This window comes from Aurantiacibacter aquimixticola (genome assembly GCF_003605475.1).
GTDB lineage: Bacteria > Pseudomonadota > Alphaproteobacteria > Sphingomonadales > Sphingomonadaceae > Alteraurantiacibacter > Alteraurantiacibacter aquimixticola_B.
Genome location: NZ_RAHX01000001.1, coordinates 1,063,521 through 1,087,682 on the forward strand (window position 1 = coordinate 1,063,521; position 24,162 = coordinate 1,087,682).

The 24,162-nt window shown below is 63.9% G+C and carries 21 protein-coding genes; 7 read left to right on the forward strand and 14 right to left on the reverse strand.

All coding sequences use genetic code 11. The features are described from left to right. Positions 1-3: 3 nt before the first annotated feature. The 11 genes from alaS to dapA all read right to left on the reverse strand — a co-directional run bounded on the left by alaS (position 4) and on the right by dapA (position 14,529). Positions 4-2,673, reverse strand: a complete 2,670-nt coding sequence (gene alaS / locus D6201_RS05355) for an alanine--tRNA ligase (protein WP_120049217.1) — start codon at positions 2,671-2,673, stop codon at positions 4-6. Positions 2,674-2,744: 71 nt separating this feature from the next. Further along, entirely contained in the window at positions 2,745-3,563 is an 819-nt protein-coding gene (locus D6201_RS05360) for a class I SAM-dependent methyltransferase (protein ID WP_120047877.1), read from the reverse strand. 182 nt (positions 3,564-3,745) lie between these two features. Beyond that, a complete protein-coding gene (gene recA, locus D6201_RS05365) occupies positions 3,746-4,813 on the reverse strand; it encodes a recombinase RecA (RefSeq protein ID WP_120047878.1) in 1,068 nt (355 codons plus the stop codon). Positions 4,814-4,958: 145 nt separating this feature from the next. Next, a complete protein-coding gene (locus D6201_RS05370) occupies positions 4,959-6,569 on the reverse strand; it encodes a DUF4139 domain-containing protein (RefSeq protein ID WP_133303947.1) in 1,611 nt (536 codons plus the stop codon). Positions 6,570-6,579: 10 nt separating this feature from the next. Further along, positions 6,580-8,070, reverse strand: a complete 1,491-nt coding sequence (locus D6201_RS05375; RefSeq protein ID WP_120047880.1) for a DUF4139 domain-containing protein — start codon at positions 8,068-8,070, stop codon at positions 6,580-6,582. Between the two features lie 73 nt (positions 8,071-8,143). After that, positions 8,144-10,624: a hybrid sensor histidine kinase/response regulator gene (locus D6201_RS05380; protein ID WP_120047881.1), complete on the reverse strand. Its 2,481-nt coding sequence runs from the start codon at positions 10,622-10,624 to the stop codon at positions 8,144-8,146. Then, positions 10,621-11,142, reverse strand: a complete 522-nt coding sequence (locus D6201_RS05385) for a DUF2062 domain-containing protein (RefSeq protein WP_120049218.1) — start codon at positions 11,140-11,142, stop codon at positions 10,621-10,623. The genes D6201_RS05380 and D6201_RS05385 overlap by 4 nt, the downstream gene beginning before the upstream one ends. A 144-nt stretch (positions 11,143-11,286) precedes the next feature. Beyond that, the gene (gene smpB / locus D6201_RS05390) at positions 11,287-11,769 is read right to left on the reverse strand and encodes an SsrA-binding protein SmpB (RefSeq protein ID WP_120047882.1); all 483 of its coding nucleotides are present in this window, start codon (positions 11,767-11,769) and stop codon (positions 11,287-11,289) included. A 42-nt stretch (positions 11,770-11,811) separates the two neighbouring features. Next, entirely contained in the window at positions 11,812-12,243 is a 432-nt protein-coding gene (locus tag D6201_RS05395) for a plastocyanin/azurin family copper-binding protein (protein WP_133303948.1), read from the reverse strand. Next, a complete protein-coding gene (locus tag D6201_RS05400; protein WP_133303949.1) occupies positions 12,240-13,541 on the reverse strand; it encodes a hypothetical protein in 1,302 nt (433 codons plus the stop codon). The genes D6201_RS05395 and D6201_RS05400 overlap by 4 nt, the downstream gene beginning before the upstream one ends. 109 nt (positions 13,542-13,650) lie before the next feature. Further along, positions 13,651-14,529 (reverse strand): 4-hydroxy-tetrahydrodipicolinate synthase, encoded by an 879-nt coding sequence (dapA, locus tag D6201_RS05405; protein ID WP_120047885.1) that lies wholly within the window; start codon positions 14,527-14,529, stop codon positions 13,651-13,653. Between the two features lie 113 nt (positions 14,530-14,642). Between dapA and D6201_RS05410 the strand changes: the two genes are divergently transcribed. The 5 genes from D6201_RS05410 to D6201_RS05430 are packed head-to-tail and all read left to right on the forward strand — an operon-like array spanning position 14,643 to position 18,707. Continuing rightward, positions 14,643-16,574, forward strand: coding sequence for a lytic transglycosylase domain-containing protein (locus D6201_RS05410; RefSeq protein ID WP_242447435.1), 1,932 nt, complete (start codon positions 14,643-14,645; stop codon positions 16,572-16,574). A 34-nt stretch (positions 16,575-16,608) separates the two neighbouring features. Beyond that, positions 16,609-17,037: a DUF7684 family protein gene (locus D6201_RS05415; protein WP_120049219.1), complete on the forward strand. Its 429-nt coding sequence runs from the start codon at positions 16,609-16,611 to the stop codon at positions 17,035-17,037. Beyond that, positions 17,037-17,528 (forward strand): transcription elongation factor GreB, encoded by a 492-nt coding sequence (greB, locus tag D6201_RS05420; RefSeq protein WP_120047887.1) that lies wholly within the window; start codon positions 17,037-17,039, stop codon positions 17,526-17,528. The genes D6201_RS05415 and greB overlap by 1 nt, the downstream gene beginning before the upstream one ends. A 49-nt stretch (positions 17,529-17,577) precedes the next feature. Continuing rightward, positions 17,578-18,129 carry an RNA polymerase sigma factor gene (locus tag D6201_RS05425; protein WP_120047888.1) on the forward strand — a complete coding sequence of 184 codons (552 nt, stop codon included), beginning with the start codon at positions 17,578-17,580 and terminating at the stop codon, positions 18,127-18,129. Next, positions 18,126-18,707 carry a hypothetical protein gene (locus tag D6201_RS05430; RefSeq protein WP_120047889.1) on the forward strand — a complete coding sequence of 194 codons (582 nt, stop codon included), beginning with the start codon at positions 18,126-18,128 and terminating at the stop codon, positions 18,705-18,707. Before D6201_RS05425 ends, D6201_RS05430 begins: the two co-directional genes overlap by 4 nt. A 74-nt stretch (positions 18,708-18,781) precedes the next feature. Here the strand turns inward: D6201_RS05430 and D6201_RS05435 are convergent, their stop codons facing one another. Beyond that, positions 18,782-20,509: a flotillin family protein gene (locus tag D6201_RS05435; RefSeq protein WP_422664716.1), complete on the reverse strand. Its 1,728-nt coding sequence runs from the start codon at positions 20,507-20,509 to the stop codon at positions 18,782-18,784. 74 nt (positions 20,510-20,583) lie between these two features. Next, positions 20,584-21,225: a YqiJ family protein gene (locus D6201_RS05440; RefSeq protein ID WP_120047891.1), complete on the reverse strand. Its 642-nt coding sequence runs from the start codon at positions 21,223-21,225 to the stop codon at positions 20,584-20,586. A 164-nt stretch (positions 21,226-21,389) separates the two neighbouring features. Here D6201_RS05440 and D6201_RS05445 point away from each other — a divergent pair, with 164 nt between their 5' ends. Next, the gene (locus tag D6201_RS05445) at positions 21,390-21,893 is read left to right on the forward strand and encodes a hypothetical protein (RefSeq protein WP_242447437.1); all 504 of its coding nucleotides are present in this window, start codon (positions 21,390-21,392) and stop codon (positions 21,891-21,893) included. Positions 21,894-21,949: 56 nt separating this feature from the next. Here D6201_RS05445 and D6201_RS05450 read toward each other — a convergent pair whose 3' ends face one another. Then, complete coding sequence (locus D6201_RS05450) at positions 21,950-22,636, reverse strand: outer membrane protein (RefSeq protein ID WP_120047892.1); 687 nt, start codon at positions 22,634-22,636, stop codon at positions 21,950-21,952. Positions 22,637-22,892: 256 nt separating this feature from the next. Between D6201_RS05450 and rlmN the strand changes: the two genes are divergently transcribed. Next, on the forward strand, positions 22,893-24,128 hold the full coding sequence (gene rlmN / locus D6201_RS05455) for a dual-specificity RNA methyltransferase RlmN (protein WP_120047893.1): 1,236 nt from the start codon (positions 22,893-22,895) through the stop codon (positions 24,126-24,128). The last annotated feature ends 34 nt before the right edge of the window (positions 24,129-24,162 follow it).

Consider the following 24,162-nt stretch of genomic DNA (forward strand, 5'->3'; position numbering starts at 1 on the left):
TCGTCAGGCATTCACGCTGGCGAGCGCTTTTCGTATAGCTGCAATGGCGTCGTCAGCCTTGTCGCCGTCCGGACCGCCGCCTTGCGCCATGTCGGGCCGACCGCCGCCGCCCTTGCCGCCGACCGCCTCGACACCCTTGCGCACCAGATCGACGGCGCTGAAGCGATCCTTCAGATCGTCCGTCACGCCAACGGCGACTGCCGCCTTGCCTTCATTGACCGCTACAATGGCAGCGACACCGGAGCCGAGGCGTGCCTTCGCACCATCCAGCAGACCGCGAAGCTCTTTCGGGTTCATGCCTTCGAGCACTTGGCCCGAGAACGCCACCCCGCCGACATCCTCAATCGCCTGCTCTCCGGATGCAGATGTCCCGCCTCCAAGGGCCAGTTGCTTCTTCGCGTCGGCGAGCTCGCGCTCGAGCCGTTTGCGCTCGTCCACCAATGCGGCGACGCGCGCTTCGACTTCGTCCGGAGAGGTCTTCAGCGTTGCGGCGACCGACTTGAGCGCCTCTTCCCGACGCACCACCCATTCGCGCGCGGCTTCGCCGGTAAGTGCCTCGATCCGCCGCACGCCAGACGAAACGGCGCTCTCGCCGATGATGCGGAAAAGACCGATGTCGCCCGTGGCGCGAACATGCGTACCGCCGCAAAGCTCTACCGAATAAGTTCGGCCTTCCCTGCCGGATGTCGCAGACCCGATGGACAATACGCGCACCTCGTCGCCGTATTTCTCCCCGAACAGCGCCATCGCGCCCGCTTCGATCGCGTCGTCCGGGCTCATTAACCGCGTCACGACCTCGTCATTCGAGCGTATCTCTGCGTTTACCTCGGCTTCGATAGAAGCGATTTCCGAAGGTGTGAGCGGCTTGGGGTGCGAGAAGTCGAAACGCAGGCGATCCTCCGCCACGAGCGACCCCTTCTGGGTGACATGGTCGCCGAGATGATTGCGCAACGCCGCGTGGACCAGATGCGTTGCCGAGTGGTTGGCCCGAATGGCATCGCGGCGCGCGGCGTCGATGGCCAGATGGACGGTGTCGCCGACGGCAATCCGCCCCGAAGCAATCGTCCCATGATGGGCGTGCAAGCGGCCTAGCGGCTTCGATGCGTCCGACACGGTCATTTCCAGGCGATTGTCACCGGTGATCACACCGATATCGCCCATCTGTCCGCCGCTTTCACCATAGAAGGGCGTCTGATTGGTCAGCACGATGACATCCTGCCCGGCATCGGCCGACTGCACTTCCTTGCCATCGATGACCAGCGCGACGACGCGGCCCTCGCCCTCGGTCGCCGCATATCCGGTAAATTCGCTCGCGCCTTCGCGCTCGGCGATGTCGAACCACAATTCCTGATCCGCCGCGCCGCCGGAGCCTTTCCAGGCTGCCCGCGCCGCAGCCTTTTGCTGCTCCATCGCGGCATCGAACCCCTCGCGATCGACCCCGACATTGCGATCGCGCAGAGCATCTTCCGTCAGATCGTAAGGGAAACCGTAAGTATCGTAGAGCTTGAACGCGGTCTCGCCTGAGAGTTCGTCACCCTCGCCGAGATCGGCGCTCGCATCGTCGAGCAGGCGCAAGCCCTTTTCCAAGGTCTGCCGAAAGCGCGATTCCTCCCGCTCCAGCACTTCTGTGATGAGCGGCTGCGCGCGAGAGAGATCCGGATAGGCCTGTCCCATTTCGCCAACGAGCGTCGGCACGAGACGGTGCATCAACGGCTCCGACGCGCCCAGCAGATGCGCATGACGCATGGCCCGCCGCATGATCCGGCGCAGGACATATCCGCGCCCCTCATTCGACGGCAGAACGCCATCTGCGATGAGGAAACTTGTCGACCGCAGGTGATCGGCAATCACGCGATGGCTTGCGATGGTGCCGTCAGCGATCGGCGCCCCGGCAAACTCCTCGCTGGCTTCGATCAGTGTCTTGAACATGTCCGTTTCGAACACGTTGTGGACCCCCTGCAATACGGTGGCCATGCGTTCGAGACCCATGCCGGTATCTATGCTCGGCCGCGGCAGGTCGCCGGTGATCTCGTCCGCTTCCTGCATGTGCTGCATGAAGACGAGGTTCCAGATCTCGACGAACCGGTCCCCATCCTCATCCGGCGATCCCGGCGGGCCACCAGGCACATCGGGTCCATGATCCCAGAAGATTTCCGAGCAAGGCCCGCATGGCCCATCCGACCCCATCGCCCAGAAATTGTCCTTCGTCGCGATGCGGATGATCCGATCTTCGGGAAGGCCTGCAATCTTGCGCCACAGGTCGGAGGCTTCGTCATCCGTGTGATAGACGGTGACGATCAGGCGATCCTTGGCGAGGCCCATTTCCTTGGTAACCAGACCCCAAGCGAGCTCGATGGCGCGCTCCTTGAAGTAGTCGCCGAAGCTGAAATTGCCCAGCATTTCGAAGAAAGTCAGGTGCCGGGCCGTATAGCCGACATTGTCGAGATCGTTGTGCTTGCCGCCGGCGCGTACGCATTTCTGGCTGCTCGTGGCGCGCTGCGCGGGCGGTGTCTCGACGCCGGTAAACACGTTCTTGAACGGCACCATGCCCGCATTAACGAACATGAGGCTCGGATCGTTATACGGAACGAGGGGCGCGGACGGCACCACCTCGTGGTCGGCGGCGTCGAAATAGCCGAGAAATGCACGGCGGATGTCGTTGGTCGAATGCATCATCGCGAGTTAGGCGCTGCGGCGCGTGGCGACAAGCGCATTGCGCCGTTCGCAGTGATGGAGATCGGCGATCAGATTTTGCGGGCGGAGACGATCCATGCGGCGGCCGGAAGTGCCACAATACCGTCATAGCAATACCGTTCTGCCAGGTTGAGGGCACGATCGCGGAAGCGCGCATGGGCAGCGGCGTCCATCTGGGCGGCGGCCTTTGCAGCGGGACCGATGCGGGTGAAATAGCAGACCGCATCCTCGACCGCGTTCTCACCGGTGCCGACGATCATCGGGAAATCGAACGGCTCGAGGCGGACATCGCCCCATCCACTTTGCGCCAGCATCCCGGACACGTAGCCTCGCTCCGCAAAGGCAAAGGGACCGGGCGCTCGCGGATCGCTGTCTTCGGGTGGCTCGGGCAGGAGGCGGCCCACCTCGGTAAAGAGGGGATTCTCATCCCTCGCACGGAAACAGGAGAACAGCAGTGCCGCGTGCGGGTGCGCCTCACTCGCAAGGTGGGTGAAGGCGTGTGTCGGGTCATCGAAGAACATGACACCGTGGCGCGAGATGAGGAGATCGGGCGGCAGGGACGCCTCGTGGTTCGCGGCATCGGCCCGTTCGAAGACGAGGTTGGCCAGGTTCGCGCTACGATCCCGCGCGGTGGCGATGAGATCGGGGGAGATGTCGACACCGGTCACCTGCGCGGCGGGATGCGAGCGCGCTATGGCAAGAGCAAGCTCTCCTGCTCCGCAGCCGATATCGAGCACGTTCGCGAACGCGAGAGGCCGCACTTCCGACAGCAGTCGTTCCGTCAGCTGGGTGAAGCTGCGATCGGTGCGTCGGTATTCGGCCGCCCAGCTTTCGCCGGCTCGGCCCTGCCATTCACTCGTATCGGTCACGTTACTCCCCTGCTCGTTTCGAGGGCGGGTAGCAGCACAGCGTTACCGAACCGGTAAAACGCGAAGAAGCCGGCGGTGAGGGCCATTTCTGGCCATCGTCGCCGGCTCCGGTTTCGCAAGGTGTGACAGGTGTTACACTGTCCTGGAGCACAAAGTCCTGCCCCTACCCACCTTCTTGAGGATCACTCGTCGGGCTCCGCGTCCGGGCCTTTCATCATGTCCTCGGCGACCTCGTCGGTTTTGCCGCGGATCGCGGCTTCCAACTTGGCGCACATTTCGGGATTTTCTTTCAGGAAGGTCTTGGCGTTCTCACGGCCCTGGCCGATCCGCACGCTGTCATAGCTGAACCAGGAACCGGACTTCTCCACCAGCCCGGCCTTCACGCCGAGATCGAGGATTTCGCCGATCTTGGAGATGCCTTCGCCATACATGATGTCGAATTCGACCTGCTTGAAAGGCGGGGCCACCTTGTTCTTCACGACCTTCACGCGGGTGGAGTTGCCGACAACTTCGTCGCGATCCTTGATCTGGCCGGTGCGGCGGATGTCCAAGCGGACCGACGCGTAGAATTTCAACGCGTTGCCGCCCGTCGTGGTTTCGGGATTGCCGTACATCACGCCGATCTTCATGCGCAGCTGGTTGATGAAGATCACCATGCATTTGGAGCGGTTGATCGACCCGGTCAGCTTGCGCAGGGACTGCGACATGAGACGCGCCTGCAGGCCGACATGGCTGTCGCCCATCTCGCCTTCGATTTCCGCGCGAGGGACCAGCGCGGCGACCGAATCGACCACCAGCACGTCCACCGCGTTGGAGCGGACCAGCGTATCGGTGATTTCGAGCGCCTGCTCACCCGTGTCGGGCTGCGAAATGATCAGCTCGTCGATGTCGACGCCGAGCTTTGTCGCATAGACCGGGTCCAGCGCATGTTCGGCATCGATGAAGGCAACGGTGCCGCCGGCCTTCTGCGCTTCGGCGAGGACGTGCAGCGCCAGCGTCGTCTTGCCCGAGCTTTCCGGGCCGTACACCTCGATCACGCGGCCTTTCGGAAGGCCGCCAATGCCGAGCGCGATATCAAGGCCGAGCGAGCCGGTGGAAATCGCTTCCACATTCATGGCTTCGCGGCTGCCCAGCTTCATGGCCGACCCCTTGCCGAAGGCACGATCGATCTGGGAGAGTGCGGCATCGAGTGCCTTTTGACGGTCCACGTTGGATTCCTTTTCCACCAATTTCAGATTTGCACTCGCCATGACATGGCCTCCGTCAGCTTACTAGGGTCGCGTTCAACTCTTCAACTGACACGGCATGTACCCACTTTGTTCCGTAAGAACAAGTGCGGAACAAAATTTTTGTTGGAAACGGTTCGATGCAAGGCCCGCGGCGGGTCGTCGCGGCCTATTCGATCTCCTGCGCTTCCCAGCGCAGGCTGCGAGAGGAATTGCCGCGTACGGTGAATTCCAGCACGCGCTCGCCATCCTTCAGGGTCTGCCGCACACCGCGCAGGTTCCATGCGCCCGGCGATCCCAACAGCAGCCGCACCCGCACCGATTCGGGATTGGCGTTCGTGACGACGGCTTCGATCTTCTCCCAGCCTCCGTCGATATCCTCATGATCGTCGCGCAACGCACAGGAGAGAAAGACCTGCGAGCTGTCCCCGAGATCGAAATCCACATCCCGGCCCACGGGATAATCGCGCAGGAAATCCTCCGCCACCAGCAGGTCACCGAAGGAACTCGGTTCGAACACGGCGATCGATCCGGCCGGCAACGCCATGCCGAGCCCACGCTCCTCTTCGTTCTCGGTTTCCAGCGTGACATTCATGGGGACGAAGCGGTCGTCCGCATCCAAGGGCTCACACGGCGCCTCGTAGAAAAATTTGCCCTCAACATCGTCCTCGCGCAGGAAAGCGATCTGTTTCAGGCCCTGCGCGTTGACGTCGACCGGTACCGGCACACGGTAGAGCTTGAGATCCCCCAGTTGCTCTTCCTCGGCTATGACGGCGACCGGCGACACGGACTCCATAGTCAATGGCGCAGCAACGCGGCTGCCGGTCACGACGATCATCCCGTCGGAAGCCATGGGCGGCGGCAGAGGCGGCGGTGGCCCGTACATCACCACCGGCGAACCCGCAGCCGTGCTGCCGCGCGGCCAGCATGTCAGCCGCAATGGGCGCGCAAGCGGCGGGCTGGAAAGTCGGTCGAAATCGCTGACGATATTGAGCGTCCCCGCAACCGCCATCAACTCGGCATTCTCGAAGGTCTGGCCGTTATCGTTGAGGACGGTCAGCCAGCTTGTGAGGCCGAAGCGCACGTCGTCGGCATCGCGCCCCTCATCCAGCGTGGCGACGTAATTGGCTTCCCAGTCGAAGCCCCAGGAAAGGTACGAAAGCGTCACCTCATATGTGCCACCCGCCTCGCTGGCCGTGTCGATCGTGAAGACGGGCTGCGCGGAAAGGCCGCCAGGCACGCTGTCGAAAGTCAGCCGCTCGGGCAGGCCGGAACAGCGCACCGCTTCATACCCTTGCGCGGTTTGCAGCACGAGCCCGCCATCGGCCCGGGTGCGCACGATGGCATCTTCGCTCGCCGCCTCGCCAGTGGCGGGATTGGTGCGGGTTATGGTGACGCGATTGCCGAGCGTGCCATCCACCAGCGATGCCGGGCTGAGCAGATCGGCATTGCGGTTCTTTTCGATCGTGCCGCCAGGCAGGCCGGTGACGATGGCGCTGACCGCAACCATGCCTTCCGCCACGCCCTCGAAACGGATGGTCGAACGGCCGGGCGGCAGAGTGACGGTGCGAGTCTCCGATATCATGCCGAAGCCGCGGGGATTATCGCGGTCGATCTCACCGCCCAGCATGCGGCCCGGATCGCGATAGATGGTGACGGCGATATCGGTCGGCTCGGATGCGTCGACGACGGCGCGCTCCTGCGCGGTGGCGGGCGTCGTGACGCATGGCGCCGCCGCAAGGGCGAGCGCTAGAGCCAACCAGGGGCGGTCCGGACGCACCGCGCCTTCCCTACCACCGCGTCTCATAAGTGACGCGGACCTCTCGCTCGCCATTGGCGGGCACGGTGACGCGGTAGAGACGCTCGCCGAAATTGATCTGCTCGCCTTCGACGTCTTCGGAAACGACGCGGTAGTCGAGCCCCCACCAATAGCGATCGAGTCCTTCCTGCGTCAGCTCCACGACGACAGGCTCCGGCTTCGCATTGGTAAAGGTGTAGCGCATGGTGGTGCGGTAGAAGTCGACCGAGTAATCCTCACGGATCTCCCGCACCAATTCGTCGTCCTCGTATACGCGGTAACGACGGCTCTGGCGCCATTGCTGACCGGAAATGCGTTCGCGATTTTCGACTTCGGCCTGCACGAACACATCGAAGGCATCGCCGGTGCGCAGGCTCAGCGTGCTGCCCATCGGCGTGTGGCCGATGCCGTTTTCGCCGATGAATTGCGGATTGCCCTGCACGTCCCGCTGGTAAAAGCGCACCGTACCGGCGGGCAGCGCATCGCCGAGGCCGCCCTCGGCGCTCGAATTGAAGCTGATCGCGGTGCTTGCCGCGCGCGGCGCATCGTCGCTGTCGAAGCGAGCGACGTCGATCGTGTAGACCTTGCGCGCCGGAACGGCCTGCACGTCGAGGAAACTCACCTGCTTGGTCTGCGCATCGGCAATCGTCGTGCGCCCGTCGATGGGATAGAGGTAGAAATCGCCGAGCCGCTCCCGGTCCGCGGTTTGCGTGCCGACCTGCTGCAGATCGCGGCGCGGCGGCGCGTAGCCCTGGTTGCCGCTCGCCGGGTTCCCGGCGACCAGCAGCGTATCGGCATCGTGGAAGGTGGTGCCGGTGTTGTTGGTCAGCGTCACCCAGCCCTGCATGTCCACCGTACCGCGCGCTTCGTCGAACAGGGCGACATAGTCGGACGACCAGCCGAGGCCGGGCGTGAGGTAGCGGATGGAAGCGGGGCGCGTGCCGCCGCGATTGCTGTTCAGCGTGACCGAGAGCGTGGGGCGCGCGCGCAGGTTGGGCGGCACCTCGTCGAATACCACACGCACCGGGAGGCCGTCATCGCGCAGAACTTCGATCCGGTCGCCGATCCGCACCACCACGCCGCCTGCGGTGGAGAGCACTTCCGCCTGCTCGCGCATTTCGAGCCCGGTCGCGGGATTGGTGCGGACGAGCGTGACGGTCTGGCCGATGGCCTTTTCCATCAGCTTTTGCGGGGTCAGCAGGTCGAAATCGAAATTCTGCTCGACGATGGCGGTGCCATCGGCATTGAAGCTGACGGTCTGCGGGCGGATCTGCGCGGAAACATCGGGGAATTCGATCCGCGTCTGCCCGCGCGGAATATTCAATTGCCGCACATCCTGCACCAGCGCCTGGTTGTTCTGGTATATGGTGACGGAGACATCGCCCTGCGCGGTCTCCTCCCCGCTTACCGGCGTCTGCTGCGCGGCGGCGGGCGATGCGACGGCAATGGCGAACAAGCTCGCGGCGAGAATACGTGATGTCATGTGGAGCCCCCTTACGATTTGGCCTTGAGCATCGCCCGGCGGCCTTTATCGGCGCTGAACGCGCATCCGGCCGTCAGCTGGCGCGTATCGCCTTGCGCAATACGCCGCCCACCTTTTCGCCGATCTGCTTCACGCTGAAAGGCTTGGCGATGAAGTGCATGTGCTCGATATCGATTTCGCCGCGCAGCTGCTCCTCGGCGTAACCGGACATGAAAAGGACCGGCAGGTTGGGCCGCGCCTTGCGGATTTCCTTCGCCATGGCCGGGCCGTCCATGCTCGGCATGACGACGTCGGTGACGACGATATCGAACTCGTCGGGGTTTTTCCTGAAGGCGTCGAGGCCCTCGTCCCCGTCGCTGGCGGTGACGATGGAATAGCCCTGCCGCGCCAGCGCCCGCTCGGCCACGGCGCGAACCATGTCCTCGTCCTCCACCAGCAGGATGCATCCGCCACCGGAAAATTCGCGCGTGGTCTCCTCGACCGCAGCCTGCTTCGCCTCTTCCTCCGTCACGTGATGGACCGGCAGGTAGATGGTGAAGCGCGCGCCCTTCACCTTGCCGTCCGGCCCCTTGGCATTGCTGGCGAAGATGAACCCGCCCGACTGCTTGACGATGCCGTAGACGGTCGAGAGGCCGAGGCCGGTGCCCTTGCCCTGCTCCTTCGTGGTGAAGAACGGCTCGAACAGCTTGCCCATGATGTCGGGCGGGATGCCGCCGCCCGTGTCCTCGGCGATGAGCACGGTGTAATCGCCCGCCGGAATGATCTCGCTGCCCATGCGGCGGATATCCTTCGCCTCCACCCGTCGCGTGGCGAAGGCGAGCGTGCCCGTCGCTGTCTCTCCGCCGCCATCGCTCTGGATCGCATCGCGCGCGTTGACGGCGAGGTTGATGATGACCTGCTCCAGCTGGCGCGGATCGGCGCGAACCGCGCCAAGATCGCGGTCATGCCGCACCTTCAGCGTAATCTTCGCGCCGAGCAGCCGCTTCAGCAGCTGGCTGACTTCGGACAGGATATCGGGCAGCTGGATCGTCTCTGGTTGCAAGGTCTGCTGGCGGCTGAAGGCGAGCAGCTGCCGCGTCAGGCTGGCGGCGCGATTGGAATTGGCCTTGATCTGCTGGATGTCGTCGTAATCGCTGTCGCCCGGCGTGTGGCGCAGCAGCATGAGGTCGCAATAGCCGATGATGGCGGTCAGCACGTTGTTGAAATCATGCGCCACGCCGCCTGCAAGCTGGCCGACGGCCTGCATTTTGGTGGCCTGCGCCACTTGCCGCTTCAGCCGCGCTTCCTCGGTCGTGTCGGCCAGGCTGAGCAACACCGCCGCCTCACCCAACCCGCGCACGCCAGCCAAGCCCATGCTGACAGGATCGTCCGGCTCGCTGCGAAGGCGTATCGCGATGTCCCCGCTGGAGGCCGGCCCCTGCCCGTGCCGGCGCACTGCATCGGACATGGCGGATTTGTCGCGCGGAACAACGATATCGCTGGGATAGGGTGGCAGATCGTCCTTGCCGATGCCTGCCGCGCGCCGGAAAGCCGGATTGGCAAACAGGAAATGTCCGTCCCGGTCGGTCGTAGCAAGACCCAGCGGCAACTGTTCGAGCAGTGCCTGCAATTGCGCCGCCTGGCCCTTCGTTTCACCGACCGCACCGCCGATACCGATACCGGCGTCGATCAGCAGCATCAGCGAGGGCGCCTCGGCCGCGGCCCGTCCGGGCACGCTTTCGCGCGCGGCCTCCTCCGGATCGGCGAGCGGCACCTGCACCAGCGTCTGCGGACTACCCTTGCGCCCTTCGCGGGCGAAGAAGATCCGCTCCCGGTCGTCCGAACGCAGCAGCTGCACGAATTCCTGCCCCGCCATGCGCGCCGCTTCATCACCGAAGGCACGGCGCGCGAGTGCGGGGTTCGCCGCGCGGATCGTGCCATCGGGTGAGACCAGCGCAACGGCAATGCCCGCCGCGCCGAGCACGCGTCCGAACAAGCCCGTCATATGCTTGCCGATGGCGGCGATCGGCTCCGTCCGGACGATCGGCCGGAAACGCCAGATCAGGTAATCGTCCGCCCTACCCGCGCGAACAGCGCTGGCGGACCAGCTGTGCTCTTCATCGGCGACGGTGACAGGCTCACCCTTGCCATCGCGCCAAGCGGCGTGGGCCAGCCGGGCCAGCAGGTCCGCGCTCGCCCCATCGACGGGAAGTCGGGGCGGGCCATTGCTCGATCCGAACCACAATTCAAAGGCGGCATTCGCGCAGACCAGCCGATTGGCACGATCCGTGATAGCCACGGCCAGGTCGGACTGCTCGATCGCGGCAACGGTAACGGCCCAGTCGGGCGCATCGGCTCCGGAAATCGTCGGCGCAGCGGCGGGGGACCGAGCGGCGATGAAGGCGATCAGGCCCAGCACTGTCAGCCCGCCGACAAAGGCGAAGGTGACGGTTGTGCTTTCGGCGGCATATTGCACCAGCGCGACGCTGGCGAGCACGGCTGCGGCGACAGCAAGCGCGTCGACCAGCTTTCGCGATGGCTCCGCTTCCGTCAATTTCAGCCGCGGCTGTTTCATTCGGCGGTACGTATCACCTGGCGGCGGCCCGGTCGCCTGCCCCAACGGCGCGCGACCACGAATCTCCACAGGAAGCTGGAGACGAGATAGCCGAGCGCGGCCGTAACGACGCTCAGCACCACGAAGCCGAAAGCAGTGACGCCTGCGGTCTGCAGCCACCAGCCGAATTCTGTCCACCAGCCCTGTTCCAGCGCGGCCTTGGCGCTTCCCATCGTATCCGGATCGACTTTCAGCGTGAAGCGTCCCACGCGGTTCGCAACCACGAGCCAGAACGGCACGGTGAAGGGATTGGTGACGAAGGTTATGGCCGCGGCAACGGGCACATTCGCCCGCGCCGGAAGGGCGAGGAATGCGGCGAGGAAAATCTGTCCGAGCGGGATGATGAAGGCGGCAAACAGGCCAAGCGCGGCACCACGCGGAACGGAGCGGCGGGTAAAGCGCCAGAGCTCGGAACGACCGAAGCGGTGGGCAATCGGCGCAAGCCAGCGATTGCGGGCCATTTCTTCCCGCTTGGGCATTTCCGGCATCCTTGCCGAGAGCCATCTGATCGCTGGTTTGAGCATCGTCTCCCGCGCGCCATACACGCTAACTCTTACCGATACAGGTAGGATTAGGCGAAGGGATGACAACCGGCGCTGAATGTCTTTTTGTGCTGCTGCAGATCAGCTCTTTTCGCGCATGAGGCGGGCCTTGTCGCGCTTCCAGTCCCGGTCCTTGATGCTGGCGCGCTTGTCGTGCGCCTGCTTGCCCTTGGCCAGCGCCAGCTCGACTTTCGCCCGGCCCCGGCCGTTGAAATAAATGCTGAGCGGCACCAACGTCATGCCCTTGCGTTCTACCGCACCGAACATCTTGTTGATCTCACGCTCGTGCAGCAGCAGCTTGCGCGGGCGCTTGGGCTCGTGATTGTTGCGATTGCCGTGGCTGAATTCGGGGATGTTGGCATTGACCAGGAAAACCTGCCCGCCTTTGACCTCGGCATAGCTTTCGGCAATCGACCCTTCGCCCGAACGCAGGCTCTTCACCTCGGTGCCCTGCAGGGCGAGACCGGCCTCGAACGTCTCCTCGATATGATAATCGAACCGCGCCTTGCGGTTTTCGGCGACGATCTTCTGCTTGTCGAATGCGGCGGGTTTGGGTCGGGCCATGGTGAGGCGGGCATGTAGGCGCTCGCGCCTCTCCTGCAAACCCTATCGCACCACGATCGATCCGGTCATGCCGAGCAGCGTGTGGCCGGTATGCGTGCAGTCCACGTCATAGCCGCCGCGAGACGGAATGAGCTGGATTTCGACCGTGTCCCCCGCCCCGACTTCGATCGCGCCATTGGCGACGATGGGCGCAGAGCTTTGCGCCACCTGGGCCGCCTGGAAGAAACCCGGCGCAGCAAAATTGTGCCCGCCATCGGAAACATTGGTGAACGCAAGGGTGACGGGCTGGCCGTCCTGCAGGCCGAGCGTCCTCGGCTCGAAGCTGAAGCTGTCCAGCCGCACTTCGACGCGCGGAGCGGATGCAAAGTCCGTGGCCGCAGGCGCGATGCGCGGATCGACATCGTACGTCGTGGCGCAGGAAGCCATCAGCAAAGCGGCAGGGATAAAAGCGAGGCGAAAAACGGCGTGGGTCACATCAGGTCCTCCGGAAGCGTCGGCGTGTTCAGTATGGAGATGAAACGCTGCCAGCGTGCTTCGGGATCCACGCCCGCAGCCTCGACCGCATTGCCGACGATTTCCTCACCCAGCCCGTAATTGATCACGTAGCTTCGATAGGTGTCCATAAAGCGCAGGCTCTGCTCCGCGCGCTGACGGCTCTGCAGGCGGTAGCGCATCGAATTCTCGATCGCCTCCTCACGCGTCATCGTTCCGTCGAGATAGCCGGCGGCGATAGTATAGTAAGCGCCCGAAAGATCGCCCAGCGCCTCGCGCAGCTCGTAATAGGCCTGGATATCGCTTGCATCGATGCCCGCCAGCGGAGCGAGCACATCGCGTTCGTATACGAGCTGGCTGTCGCCCGGGAAAGCAAGCTTCACGCCATATTCGGCGCTCCCTTCGGAGATGATCGCGCGCGGGCTGTAGAGCGGCAGAAGCGTGTACTCGACCTGCCCCATCGCGTTCACCCGGTCACGCTCGATCAGCGTCGAATAGACGTGGTGGCCGGGATAGGCCTCGTGGCAGCCGACATCGACGGCGCGGTCCAGCCGCGTGGGCAGATCGGTGTTGATCTCGATCACCGACTGGTAATCGCCCTGGTAATAATTGAACCCGCCCCAAGGCTTGTCGGTGACGAGGCTGAGAGTGAAATCCTCGCTCTCGGGCAGCGGAATATGCGGCAGGGTGCGCGCGCGGCATTCGGCGACGGCGGCGTCGATCACGGCGCGCAAACGGTCGTTCGGGATGACGAAGCGATCCTGATAGTCATTGAGCCGCTCGTTCAGCGGGCCGTCGTTGGCATCGCCGGGCACTAATTCCTCGATCCGCACAAGCACCGGCTCCAGCGTGGTCAGGTCGATCAGTTCGGGACGCACGCCGAAAAGGCCCTCGGCCTCGTCCTGGAACGGGATTTCCTCACCGCGCAGCATGCGCAGCCGCACCTTGGCGGAATCGAGCATGGCGCGCAGATACCGCACCCGCTCCGCCTCGACACTGCCCGGCTCGGCCTGCACCAGCCCCAGCGTCGCATCGAGCGCGGTAACGCGCGCCTGCAGCATGGGCAGCGTTGTCTCGTCGTCATTCGCCGCGGCGGCGGTCTTCAGCTCGTCCGGCCCGTAATAGGCATCGACATAGCCTGGATCCTTCTCCCCGATCGCCAGCTGCACGGCGAGATACTGCCGCGCCAGTTCATCGAGTGCTGGCGGCGGCGTGTTCGGCATGGTCGAGCACGCGGCGAGCGCGAGGGTGGCGGGCAATACGAAAGTGGAGAGCTTCATTCTTTGTCTTTCTTCGTGACCCCCCCGCGAAGGCGGGGATCCAGATAACGGCAGCGAGCTGGCCGGACGGCTCAGCTGGCCCCCTGCCCGCGCAGGGGCGACGCCGGATTTACAAACCAGCCAGCTCCATCGCCTTGTCCACTACCTTTTTCGCGGCATCGGAGCATGGGGCTATCGGCAATCGTACATCCGGCGCGAACCAGTCGTGCAGCTTGCTCAGCGCATATTTTGCGGGCGCTGGCGAAGCATCGGCGAACATCGCCTTGTGCAGCGGGTAAAGCCTTTCGTTCAACTCCCGCGCCGTGGCGAAATCGCCCTCGCCCGCAGCCTTGTGGAAGTCCGCGCACAGTTTCGGCGCGACATTCGCGGTGACGGACACACAGCCTTTCTGTCCAAGCGCATAGCCCGCCAGCGCCAGCGGATCATCGCCCGAAATCTGGCAGAAATCCGGCCCCGCCCCCATGCGCTGCGTGACGACGCGGGAAAGATCGCCGCTCGCATCCTTTATCGACAGGATCTTCTCCGGAAAGCGGCGATGCAATTCCACTACGGTTTCGGGCAGGATATCGGTCACCGTCCGGCCGGGCACGTTGTAAAGCATGATCGGCAGCTCGGTCCGCTCCGCCAGATAGCTGAAATGGGCGAGCAGCCCTTCCTGCGAGGGGCGATTGTAATAGGGCGCGACCAGCAGCAGCGCGTCCGCCCCGGCGATCTGCGCCTCCTTGGCGTGCCACAATGCAGTTTGCGTGTCGTTCGAACCTGCACCTGCGATCACCGGTACCCGGCCCGCGGCAACTTCGGCGCAGACGGCGATCACGCGGTGATGCTCGTCATTGTCCAACGTCGCGCTTTCCCCGGTCGTGCCGCAGGGCACCAGGCCGCTCGATCCGCTTTCGATCTGCCATTCGATGAAGCGGCGATAGGCGTCCTCGTCGAACGTCTCGTCGCGAAAGGGAGTCGCCAGGGCCGGTATGGAACCTGAGAACATTGTGGGCGCTCCTGCGTTGTGTTTGTAAACGGGCGGGTTTCCCCTGCCCGCGCCCGCTCCCGGGACAACATTATTCAGCGCCTGATAAGGATGCCTTTGCCATTATGTCCAGCATGGTTCGATTTCCCCTACTGACAGCTCTCGCCGTGACCACCGCGCTGGTCGCCCCCCTCACCGTATCCGCACAGGATGCCCGCGAATGGGATCGCAACCGCGCAAACCTCGTCGCCGAAGGGCCGGGCCGCATGGCGCCGCTGATCGCGGAATGGGAACGGCTGTGGAACGACCGTTCGGCGCAACTTCCTTTCACGACCTATGCCCGCTTCATTACGGCCAATCCGGGCTTTCCTGACGAGACGACGTTGCGTGCCCGAGCGGAGCGTCGCCTGCAGGAAGAATTCGTCGATCCGCAAACGCTGCTCGCCTTCTTCCGCGGCAGTGAGCCCGTCACCAATCACGCCAAGGCACATTATGCTCTCGCACTGATCGGCGAGAACCCGCAGGCGGCGCAGCAATGGGCACTCGCCGCATGGCGCGGCGGAGAAATGAGCTCGACGGCCGAAGCGGCGCTGTTCGCCAATTACGGCGCCGGTTTCTCGCAGGCCGACCATGATGCGCGCATGGACGCGCTGCTCTGGCAACGGGATCGCGAGGGGGCGCTCCGTCAGCTCGACCGTACCTCGCCTGACAATCGCGCATTGTTCGCAACGCGGCTCGGTATCCTTCAGGGCCAAGATGGCGCAGCGCCGTCGCAGGACGCCTTTGCCGATCCGGGCTATCTCTACAATCGCAGTCGCGAATTGCGGCAGCAGGGCCGCGATGCCGAGTCTGCGCGCATGTTCATCAACGCGCCCGAGCTTGCCGCACTGCCGCTCGATCGCACGCGCTATATCGAGGAATTGCTCGCCGTCGCGCGTGCCGCCAATCGCCGCGACACGGTGCGCGTCGCCGCACGTGCGCTCGACGCCTTCGCGCCGGGCGAGGATATTTCCGCGATGGAGTACAAGCTGCGCGACGATTACACGTCGCTGATGTGGGCAGGCGGCACCAATGCGCTCTGGCACCTCAATGACGGCGGTTCCGCAGCTCCGCTGTTCTACCAATACGGCGCAGCCGCGCGTTCCAGCCAGACCCGCTCCAAGGGCTTCTTCTGGGCAGGCGAGGCCTGCCGTCAGGCGGGCCGCGATGCCGAGGCGCGCGAGCATTACGAGATGGCCGCGCAATATCCGGACCGCTTCTACGGCATCATGGCGCTCGAGCGGCTCGGTCGCCCGATCCCGCAATATGCCGCCGCGCCCGATGGCTCGCCAACAGCGGAAGAGCGCCGCGAATTCCTCTCCTCCCCGCTGACGCAGGCGGTGAGCGAAGTGGCGCGCGATGCCCCGTGGTCGACCGGCATCCGCTTCTACCGCGCCATGGCGGACGAGGCGGAGACGGTGGGCGAGCACCTGCTCGTGGCGGAGCTGGCCCGCGATATCGGGCGGCGCGACCTTGCTGTAAACCTGGCCGACGCCGCCGCGGCGGACGGACATTCCGGCTTCACCCGCATCGGCTATCCCACGCTCGATACGCCGCCCGGTGCCAACTGGACGCTGGTCCACGCGATCGCGCGGCAGGAAAGCCAGTTCGCGGAGAACGCCATCAGCCACGCAGGCGCTCGCGGCCTGATGCAATTCATGCCCGCCACCGCGCGCGAGGAAGCGCGCCGCGCCAACATGTCCTATTCCGCCAGCCGGCTGATGAGCGATCCGCAATATGCCATGCGCCTTGGCAGCAATCATATTGAGCGCCTGCTGCGCCAGTATGACGGCAGCTACCCGCTCGCCTTCGCGGCCTACAATGCCGGGCCTGGCAATGTGAACCGCTGGCTGCGCGAAAGGGGCGACCCGCGCCGTTCGGGCGACTGGCTGCGCTGGATCGAGGAAATCCCCTTCTTCGAGACCAAGAACTACGTCCAGCGCGTGGTCGAGAACGCCGTGGTCTACGAACAGCTCCACCCAGACCGCGCCGGCCGCAGCCGCATGGCGAGCGACTTTTTGCGATAGAACGTCGGTATAACTTTGGTTATTGGCCTCGGTCGTGAGCCGACGATATCTGCATCTGCCACCGGATTCTCGACCTCCCGATTTTGATTCAGTACCTCGCCGCATTGTCGTAATTGCCGACTGCGAGGTCCACCGGGAGTGGATGAGCCATATAGCCACGTGGTTGGTCGACGCGGGCGCACTTTACGTTATCACATGGGGTATCGCCTGCGAGGACTGGCATGACGCCGTCGATTGGGCGCTGCTGAAAATTTTCGATTACGGTCCCATACCGGACGAAAAGCACATCATGACGACCTGGCATAGTAACGAACCCGTCGAAGAAGCTTTCTGGTTTGCAGGACACTCTGCCTTCCATCCAACAGAAGAGTTGGTCGAGACGCTGATCCTCGACGTATCTCCCGCTAATCGAGAGGCCGCAATCATGGAGAGTTACTCGAAAGCACAAGTCTGCGACGAGTAATGCCCGACATTACCAACCCCATCACTCCCGCCGGTCTTTCCGCGCTGAAAGCGCGTTACGATCACCTGCTCGGCACGGAGCGGCCGGAGATTACCGAGATCGTCAGCTGGGCGGCGGGGAACGGCGACCGCTCCGAGAACGGCGATTATCTCTACGGCCGCAAGCGGATGCGGGAGATCGACCGGGAGCTGGCCTTCCTGGCCAAGGTCATGAAGCATGCGAAGGTCGTCAATCCTGCGCAGCAGCCGGACAAGTCGCGCGCATTCTTCGGTGCAACCGTTACCATCGCCGACGAGGATGCCACACAGCGCACCTTCACCTTGGTCGGCGATCACGAGCAGGATGCGGGCGAAGGCAGGCTCGGCTGGTCCAGCCCAATGGCCCGCGCGCTGCGCGGCGCGGAAATGGGTGACTTGCGCACCGTGCGCCTTCCGGGCGGCGAGAAGGAGTGGGAAGTCGTCGCCATACGCTACCCGGCAGGCACGGAATAAAATCCGGATAATCGTGTAAGAAACGCCCTCGCCCGCCGACTATCGAGGCATGGCACGAGGACACACGACCCTGAATTCGCCCCCGCCATCGCAGGATGAGGCCTATCGCGAAGCCGCCGAAACCTATGGCGGCGCGATCGTCCGGCTGGCACGCGGGTATGAGCGCGATGCCGATCTCGCCCGCGACCTGGTGCAGGACATTCACGCCGCGCTCTGGCGCAGCTTTGCCTATTTCGAGCGGCAGTGCTCGGTGCGCAGCTGGGTCTACCGGATCGCGCATAATGTCGCTGTGAGCCATGTGCAGGCGGCGCTTCGGCGCAAAAGCGGCGGCCTCGTCGAGCTGGACGAGATCGACACGCTTGCCGCGCCCGACAATCCCGAAGCCGATGTGGGCGAGGCGCAGGCCTCGCAGCGCCTCCTCTCCACCATCCACCGCCTCAAGCCCGCAGACCGGCAGGTGATGCTCCTTTACCTCGAAGACCTGACCGCCGCCGAAATCGGCGAGGTGACCGGCCTTTCGCCCGGAGCCGTCGCGACGCGGATCAGTCGCGTCAAAAGCCTGCTCGCGGAAAGCTTCCAATCCCCGGAGACCGAACGATGACCCCTCAGGAATTCGCGCGCCACAGCTGGCAGGATAGTGCGCCTGCGCCCACCTTGCCCTCGCTCGACACGCTGCGCGCGCGCTCCGACGCCTTTCGCCGCAAGATCGTGCGCCGCAACTGGATCGAATATGCTGCTGGCATCTTCGTCATCGTGATGTTCACGGCCATGGCGTTGCTGATCCCGGTCACGGCCCTTCGCGTCGGCGCGGCGATGGTGGTGGCGGGCACGCTGGTGCTGCTGTGGCAGCTTCACCGACGCGCCAGTCCGCTGACTTCGGCCGAGCATGGGGGCGCGCTGTCGCTGCTCGAATACGAACGGCGCGAATTGATCCGCCAGCGTGACGCGCTCGACAGTGTCTTCACCTGGTATCTGCTGCCCCTTTTGCCGGGAATGCTGGTGGTGATGGCGACGCCGTGGCTGAGCATGCCGGTGGCCGAGTGGCAATTGCCGCCCGTCGGGGTGGCGATGCGGATCGGCGCGGCGCTGGCGGTGTTCGGCGCGGTCTATCTTGTGAACAAGCTGGCCGCGCGGCGATTGCAGGAGCGGATCGCGGAAATCGATATGCTGCGTGCGTAAACAGCCTTTGTGATAAAAACGAAAAGGCCCGCGGCGCGAACCGCGGGCCTTCCCCTTTTTTGTAAGCCGCAGCCTTACTCGGCGGCTTCGATGTCGCCATCTTCGCCGCCATCGGCTTCGGCATCGTCGCCCAGATCCTGCGCGAACAGGCTTGGCGTCTCCTCCTCGTCCGAAAGCGCGGGCATCGCGTCGGCATGGCCATTGGCCGCCCCTTCCACCAGTGAGCCAAGCGAGGAGCCATTGAGGCCAAGCTCCTTCATCAGCCCGTCCAGCACCGGAGCCTGGGCGCGGTAGGCCAGCGCTGCCGCCACCGCATCGTTGGCGAGGTTGCCCGACCCGCCGCCGACACTGGCGGCTCCATTGGTGGAGCCTGCCGGGCCGGCGCGCTGGGTAAGGCCATCCACCTGCACGATCTTGATCGAGTCGATGGCTTCCATCGGCTTCGCGCTTTCGCGGATGACTTCCGGCAGCACCTTGAGCAGCGCGAGCTTCGTCTGCAGCGAGATCTGGTCCATCGAGAGGATGTTCGCAGCCTCGTTCACCGCACGCTGACCGGCTGCTTCCACTTCAAAGCGGACCCGGTCGGCCTCGGCGCGCAGCTTGGTAGCGTCGGCTTCACCCTCGGCCTCGCGGCGCTGGGCTTCGGCGCGGTTGGTCGCCGCATCGCGATCCGCCTCGGCATCGACGCGGATCTTGATCGCATCGCGCTCGGCCTGCTTGGACGCCTCGATCAGTTCGATCTTCTTCTGACGTTCGGCAATCTCGCTCTCGCGGGCCGTGGCGACGCGTTCCTCGGCTTCGACGGCCTTGGCGCGGGCCGCATCGGCTTCCGAGCGAGCCTGGCTTTCCTCACGCGACTTGTTCTGAACGGCGATCTGCTGTTCCTGTCGGGCGATTTCGAGCGCGCGGACCTGATCGATGCGGGCTTCCTCCACCAGCCGGTCGGCCTCGATCTGCTGCGCGTCGACCTGCTTCTTCGCTTCGATCTTGGCGGCATCGGCCTCGCGCTGGCGTTCCGCCTGCTCGCGAGCGATTTCGGCCATCTGCGCGGCGCGGCGCACTTCGACTTCGCGTTCCTGCGACAGCCGAGCATATTCCTGGTCGCGTCCGATCTCGAAGCTCTTCGTGTCGGCTTCGAGGTTCTTCGTTTCCATCTGCACGCGCGTGTCCTGCTCGATATCGTTGCGCAGCTTCTTGCGCGCCTCGATCTGCTCGGTCAGCTTGGTCAGGCCTTCGGCGTCGAAGGCGTTGTTGGCATTGAAGTGCTCGATGCTCGTCTGGTCGAGGCCGGTCAGGGAGACCGATTCCAGCTCCAGCCCGTTCATGGCGAGATCGTTCGAGGAAACCTGCTGCACCTTCTGCACGAAGTCGGCGCGCTGCTCGTGCAGCTCGTTCATTGTCATCCCCGCCGCGACGGAGCGCAGGGCGTCGACGAACTTGCCTTCCACCAGATCCTTCAGCATTTCGGGCTGCATCGTGCGCTGGCCAAGCGTCTGCGCGGCCATCGCGATGGCCTCTGCATCGGGCTTCACGCGGACGTAGAACTCCGCCTTTACGTCGATCCGCAAACGGTCGAGCGTGATCAGCGCTTCGGCATCGCGCCGCATAACGCTCAGCACCAGCGTGTTCATGTTCACGGGCATCGTCTCGTGCAAGACGGGCAGCACCAGCGCGCCGCCATTCATCACCACTTTCTCTCCGCCGACGCCGGTTCGCACGAATGCGACTTCTTTGGACGCCCTACGGTAGAGCTTGATGAGGAACATGAAGAATACGAGGATCAGGAAGATCCCACCGACCATCAGGATGAGGCCACCATCGAACAGACTATCCATTTCTTCTCCTTGCTGTTGAACTTTTGATCCGGCGGCGCGCGTCAGCCCATGGGAGCCAGCTTGCGCTCTGCCAGCGGTACGCCGAAGAAGGTCTGCCCTTCGCGCCGTACCAGTAGAATATCGTCGCCAGCCGCGATCACGCTGGCATCTTCATGCGGCTCCACCATGACATAATGGGCGTGGCCATGGTGATCGCGCACCTTGGCGCGGGCGGGCGAGCCGCGTTCCGCCTTGCCCTCGGTGACCTTGCCGCGCTTGCCGACCAGGCTTTCCAGGCCGACCGCCGTGGTCTCGTCCTGCGGCAGCAGGCGGCCGAGTGGGCGCACCAGCGTTGCCGTGACCGGCACGCTCGCCCCGCCGGCGATCAACGCCGCCAGCCATGCGTAAAGTGGCGATCCGGTCAGCCCTTCGGCCAGTCCCTGCACGCTGACGCCGATTCCGGCGAAAAGGAGCAGGAAGGTCATCAGCCAGACGAAGAAGGGTACGCGGCCTAGCCCCAGAAGCGTCGTCAGGGCACCGCCGATGCCGGCGCTTGTCGGGTCGGCGATCATGCCGTCGGCATCGACATCGATATCGGCGTCGAACTCGAAATCGCCGACACCGATGATCTGCAACAGGCCGAGCAACACCATCAGCCCCAGCGCAATGGCAAAGGGCAGATTATAGTCGGCAAACAGGCTCATCTCTCTCCTCACCTCCCGGCAGGGCCGAGGGCGCCTTTCATTTTCGCGGGTTTTCTAGGAGAACCCCCTCCGTCCCCATTCATATGGCATAAATTCACCGATTTTGCCAGAAAAACCGGACTCCGAATGTTGGATTTTTGCCTGTTTCCTACAGGCCTCTGCGCATGTACTTCATCAACATGCTCCGCCCGGTACTCCCTTTGCTCCTGCTCGCTGTCGCCAGCCCGCTATGGGCACGCGATAGCCTCGGCGTGTTCGGCCAGTGGGGCGCATTTGCGGAGCCGGAACGGCAACGCTGCTACGCCATCGCCACGGCCGATGAGAGTCGCGCGAGGCGGGATTTTCAGCCCTATGCCAGCGTCGGCACATGGCCGCGCCGCAATGTTCGCTCGCAAGTGCATTTTCGCCTCAGCCGTGAATTGGCGGAGCGCGCCAACGTGCGGCTCGCCATAGGCGGTGCGCGGTTCGATCTGATAGCGGGCGAAGGCGATGCGTGGGCGACCAGCGCCAGCGAGGATGCGGCGATCGTCACCGCCATGCGCGCCGCGGGCCGCATGAGCATTCGCGCAACCGACAATCGCGGGAACCGCTTTTCCGATTATTACAACCTGGACGGCGCGGCCACCGCCATCGATGCCGCCAATGTGGGCTGCACCAGGCGCGAATAAAAAAGGGCCGAAGGATCGCTCCTCCGGCCCCTGAACCGCGTGTATATGGCTGACGCTTAGAAGCGCAGGCCGACGCCCAACGCGACTTGGTGACGATCGAGATCGGCGTCGAAGCGGCCGCTCTCTCCGGTATCGTCATCGAAAAAGTCGTCTTCGCTGAAATCGAATTCGCCTTCGGAGTAGTTGGAATAACGATATTCGAGCTTCACGAAGCTGCGCTCGCTCAAGGCGTATTCGGCGCCGGCACCGACGCGGATACCGTCGAGATCGAGGTCGGTTTCCAGCTCGGTCTCGCCATCGTCGGCTTCGAAGTTGAAGCGAGCATTTGTGTATCCGCCTTTCACGTAAAGCAGCGTGCGGGGGTTGGCGAGGATGCCTGCGCGGGCACCGATGTAGATGTCACGGCCGGTGTCCAGACGCGCGCCGAAGCCCAGATCTTCCAGATCGCCGTCCTCGACTTCGGTATCCGCAGTAGAAGTCGACAATTCGGCTTCCGCACCGAGCACGATACCACCGACGGCGAAATCATAACCGACCCCGACGCCGTACATGAAGCCATCGATCGACTCGTCGTCGTCATCGTCTACGTCGTTATCGACATCGCTGCCGGCCTTCGTGAGATCGAAACCTGCCAGCGCCTCGACACGCGGACCGGTAAAGGCGGAATTGTCCTGCGCGGCGGCAGGCACGGCGAGAGCCGCACCCGAAGCGCCGGCGAGAAGGAGCGTGAGGGTCTTTTTCATTGGTATTTCCATTCAATCTTTTCGCGCGATCGCTCGCGCTGGGGGGACTGCTGAAATGCTGCGATCGGGCAAGGGTTTCATTAACCTGAAGCAACGCCCCGACTGTTGCCATCGCGCAACAATAATACGCGGCAAAAAGTGTTTGTTGCGCGGCAGATCGAAAAAGGCGACGTAATTTTGCGGTCAATGGACCTGCCGCTCCCGCCCCTGGACTGGCTGGTCAAGTCGGTGATCTCATCCTATATGCGCCGTTCCCATGGCCGATACGACACTGATGAGCATTCCCGGGCAGGTGGACCCGGTTCCCGTCGCGCGTGACATCACGCCGCGCGAGGATGGACGCGTGGATTTGATCGGCCTGCCGAAGAAGCGGATCGCCGAACTGTTCGCCGAAGCGGGGCTCGATGCGAAGCAGGCGAAACTGCGCGCGAAGCAGGTGTTTCACTGGCTGTATCATCGGGGCGTCACCGACTTCGAAGCGATGACCGACATCGCCAAGACCATGCGGCCCTGGCTCACCGAACGTTTCGTGATCGGTCGCCCGGAAGTGATCGAGGCCCAGCACTCGACCGACGGGACGCGCAAATGGCTGCTACGAACCGCCGATGGCCACGATTTCGAAATGGTCTTCATACCGGATGCGGATCGCGGGACGCTGTGCGTATCCAGCCAGGTGGGGTGCACCCTCAATTGCCGTTTCTGCCACACCGGCACGATGCGCCTGGTGCGCAACCTGACGCCGGGTGAGATCGTCGGACAAGTCATGCTGGCGCGTGATGCGCTGGGCGAATGGCCCAAGGGCAAAATGGATTTCGCCGAGATCGAGGACGAAGCCGAATACACTGCCGACGGTCGCCTGCTCACAAACATCGTGATGATGGGCATGGGCGAACCGCTCTACAATTTCGATAATGTCAAAGGCGCGCTGCAGCTAGTGATGGATGGCGATGGCCTCGCCCTCTCAAAGCGCCGCATCACGCTCAGCACCAGCGGCGTGGTCCCGGCAATGGCGCGCTGCGGTGAGGAGATCGGCGTCAACCTGGCAGTCAGCCTGCACGCCGTCACAAAGGACATTCGCGACGAGATTGTCCCGATCAACAAGAAATACGGCATCGAGGAATTGCTGCAGGCCTGCGCCGACTATCCGGGCGCCAGCAATGCCCGGCGGATCACGTTCGAATACGTGATGTTGAAAGACAAGAACGACACCGACGAGCATGCGCGAGAACTCGTCCGCCTGTTGAAGCAGTACAAGCTGCCGGCGAAGGTCAATCTGATTCCCTTCAACCCGTGGCCGGGCGCTGTTTACGAATGCTCCACGCCGGAGCGGATCCGGGCGTTTTCGAACATCGTGTTCGAAGGCGGCATCAGCGCGCCGGTGCGCACCCCTCGTGGGCGCGATATCGATGCGGCATGCGGGCAGCTGAAGACGGCAGCCGAGAAGAAGAGCCGCGCGCAGATGGATCGCGAAGCGGCCGAAGCGCAAGCGTAACGGCCGCAAAAAAACGTCAGACGGTGCGACCGTC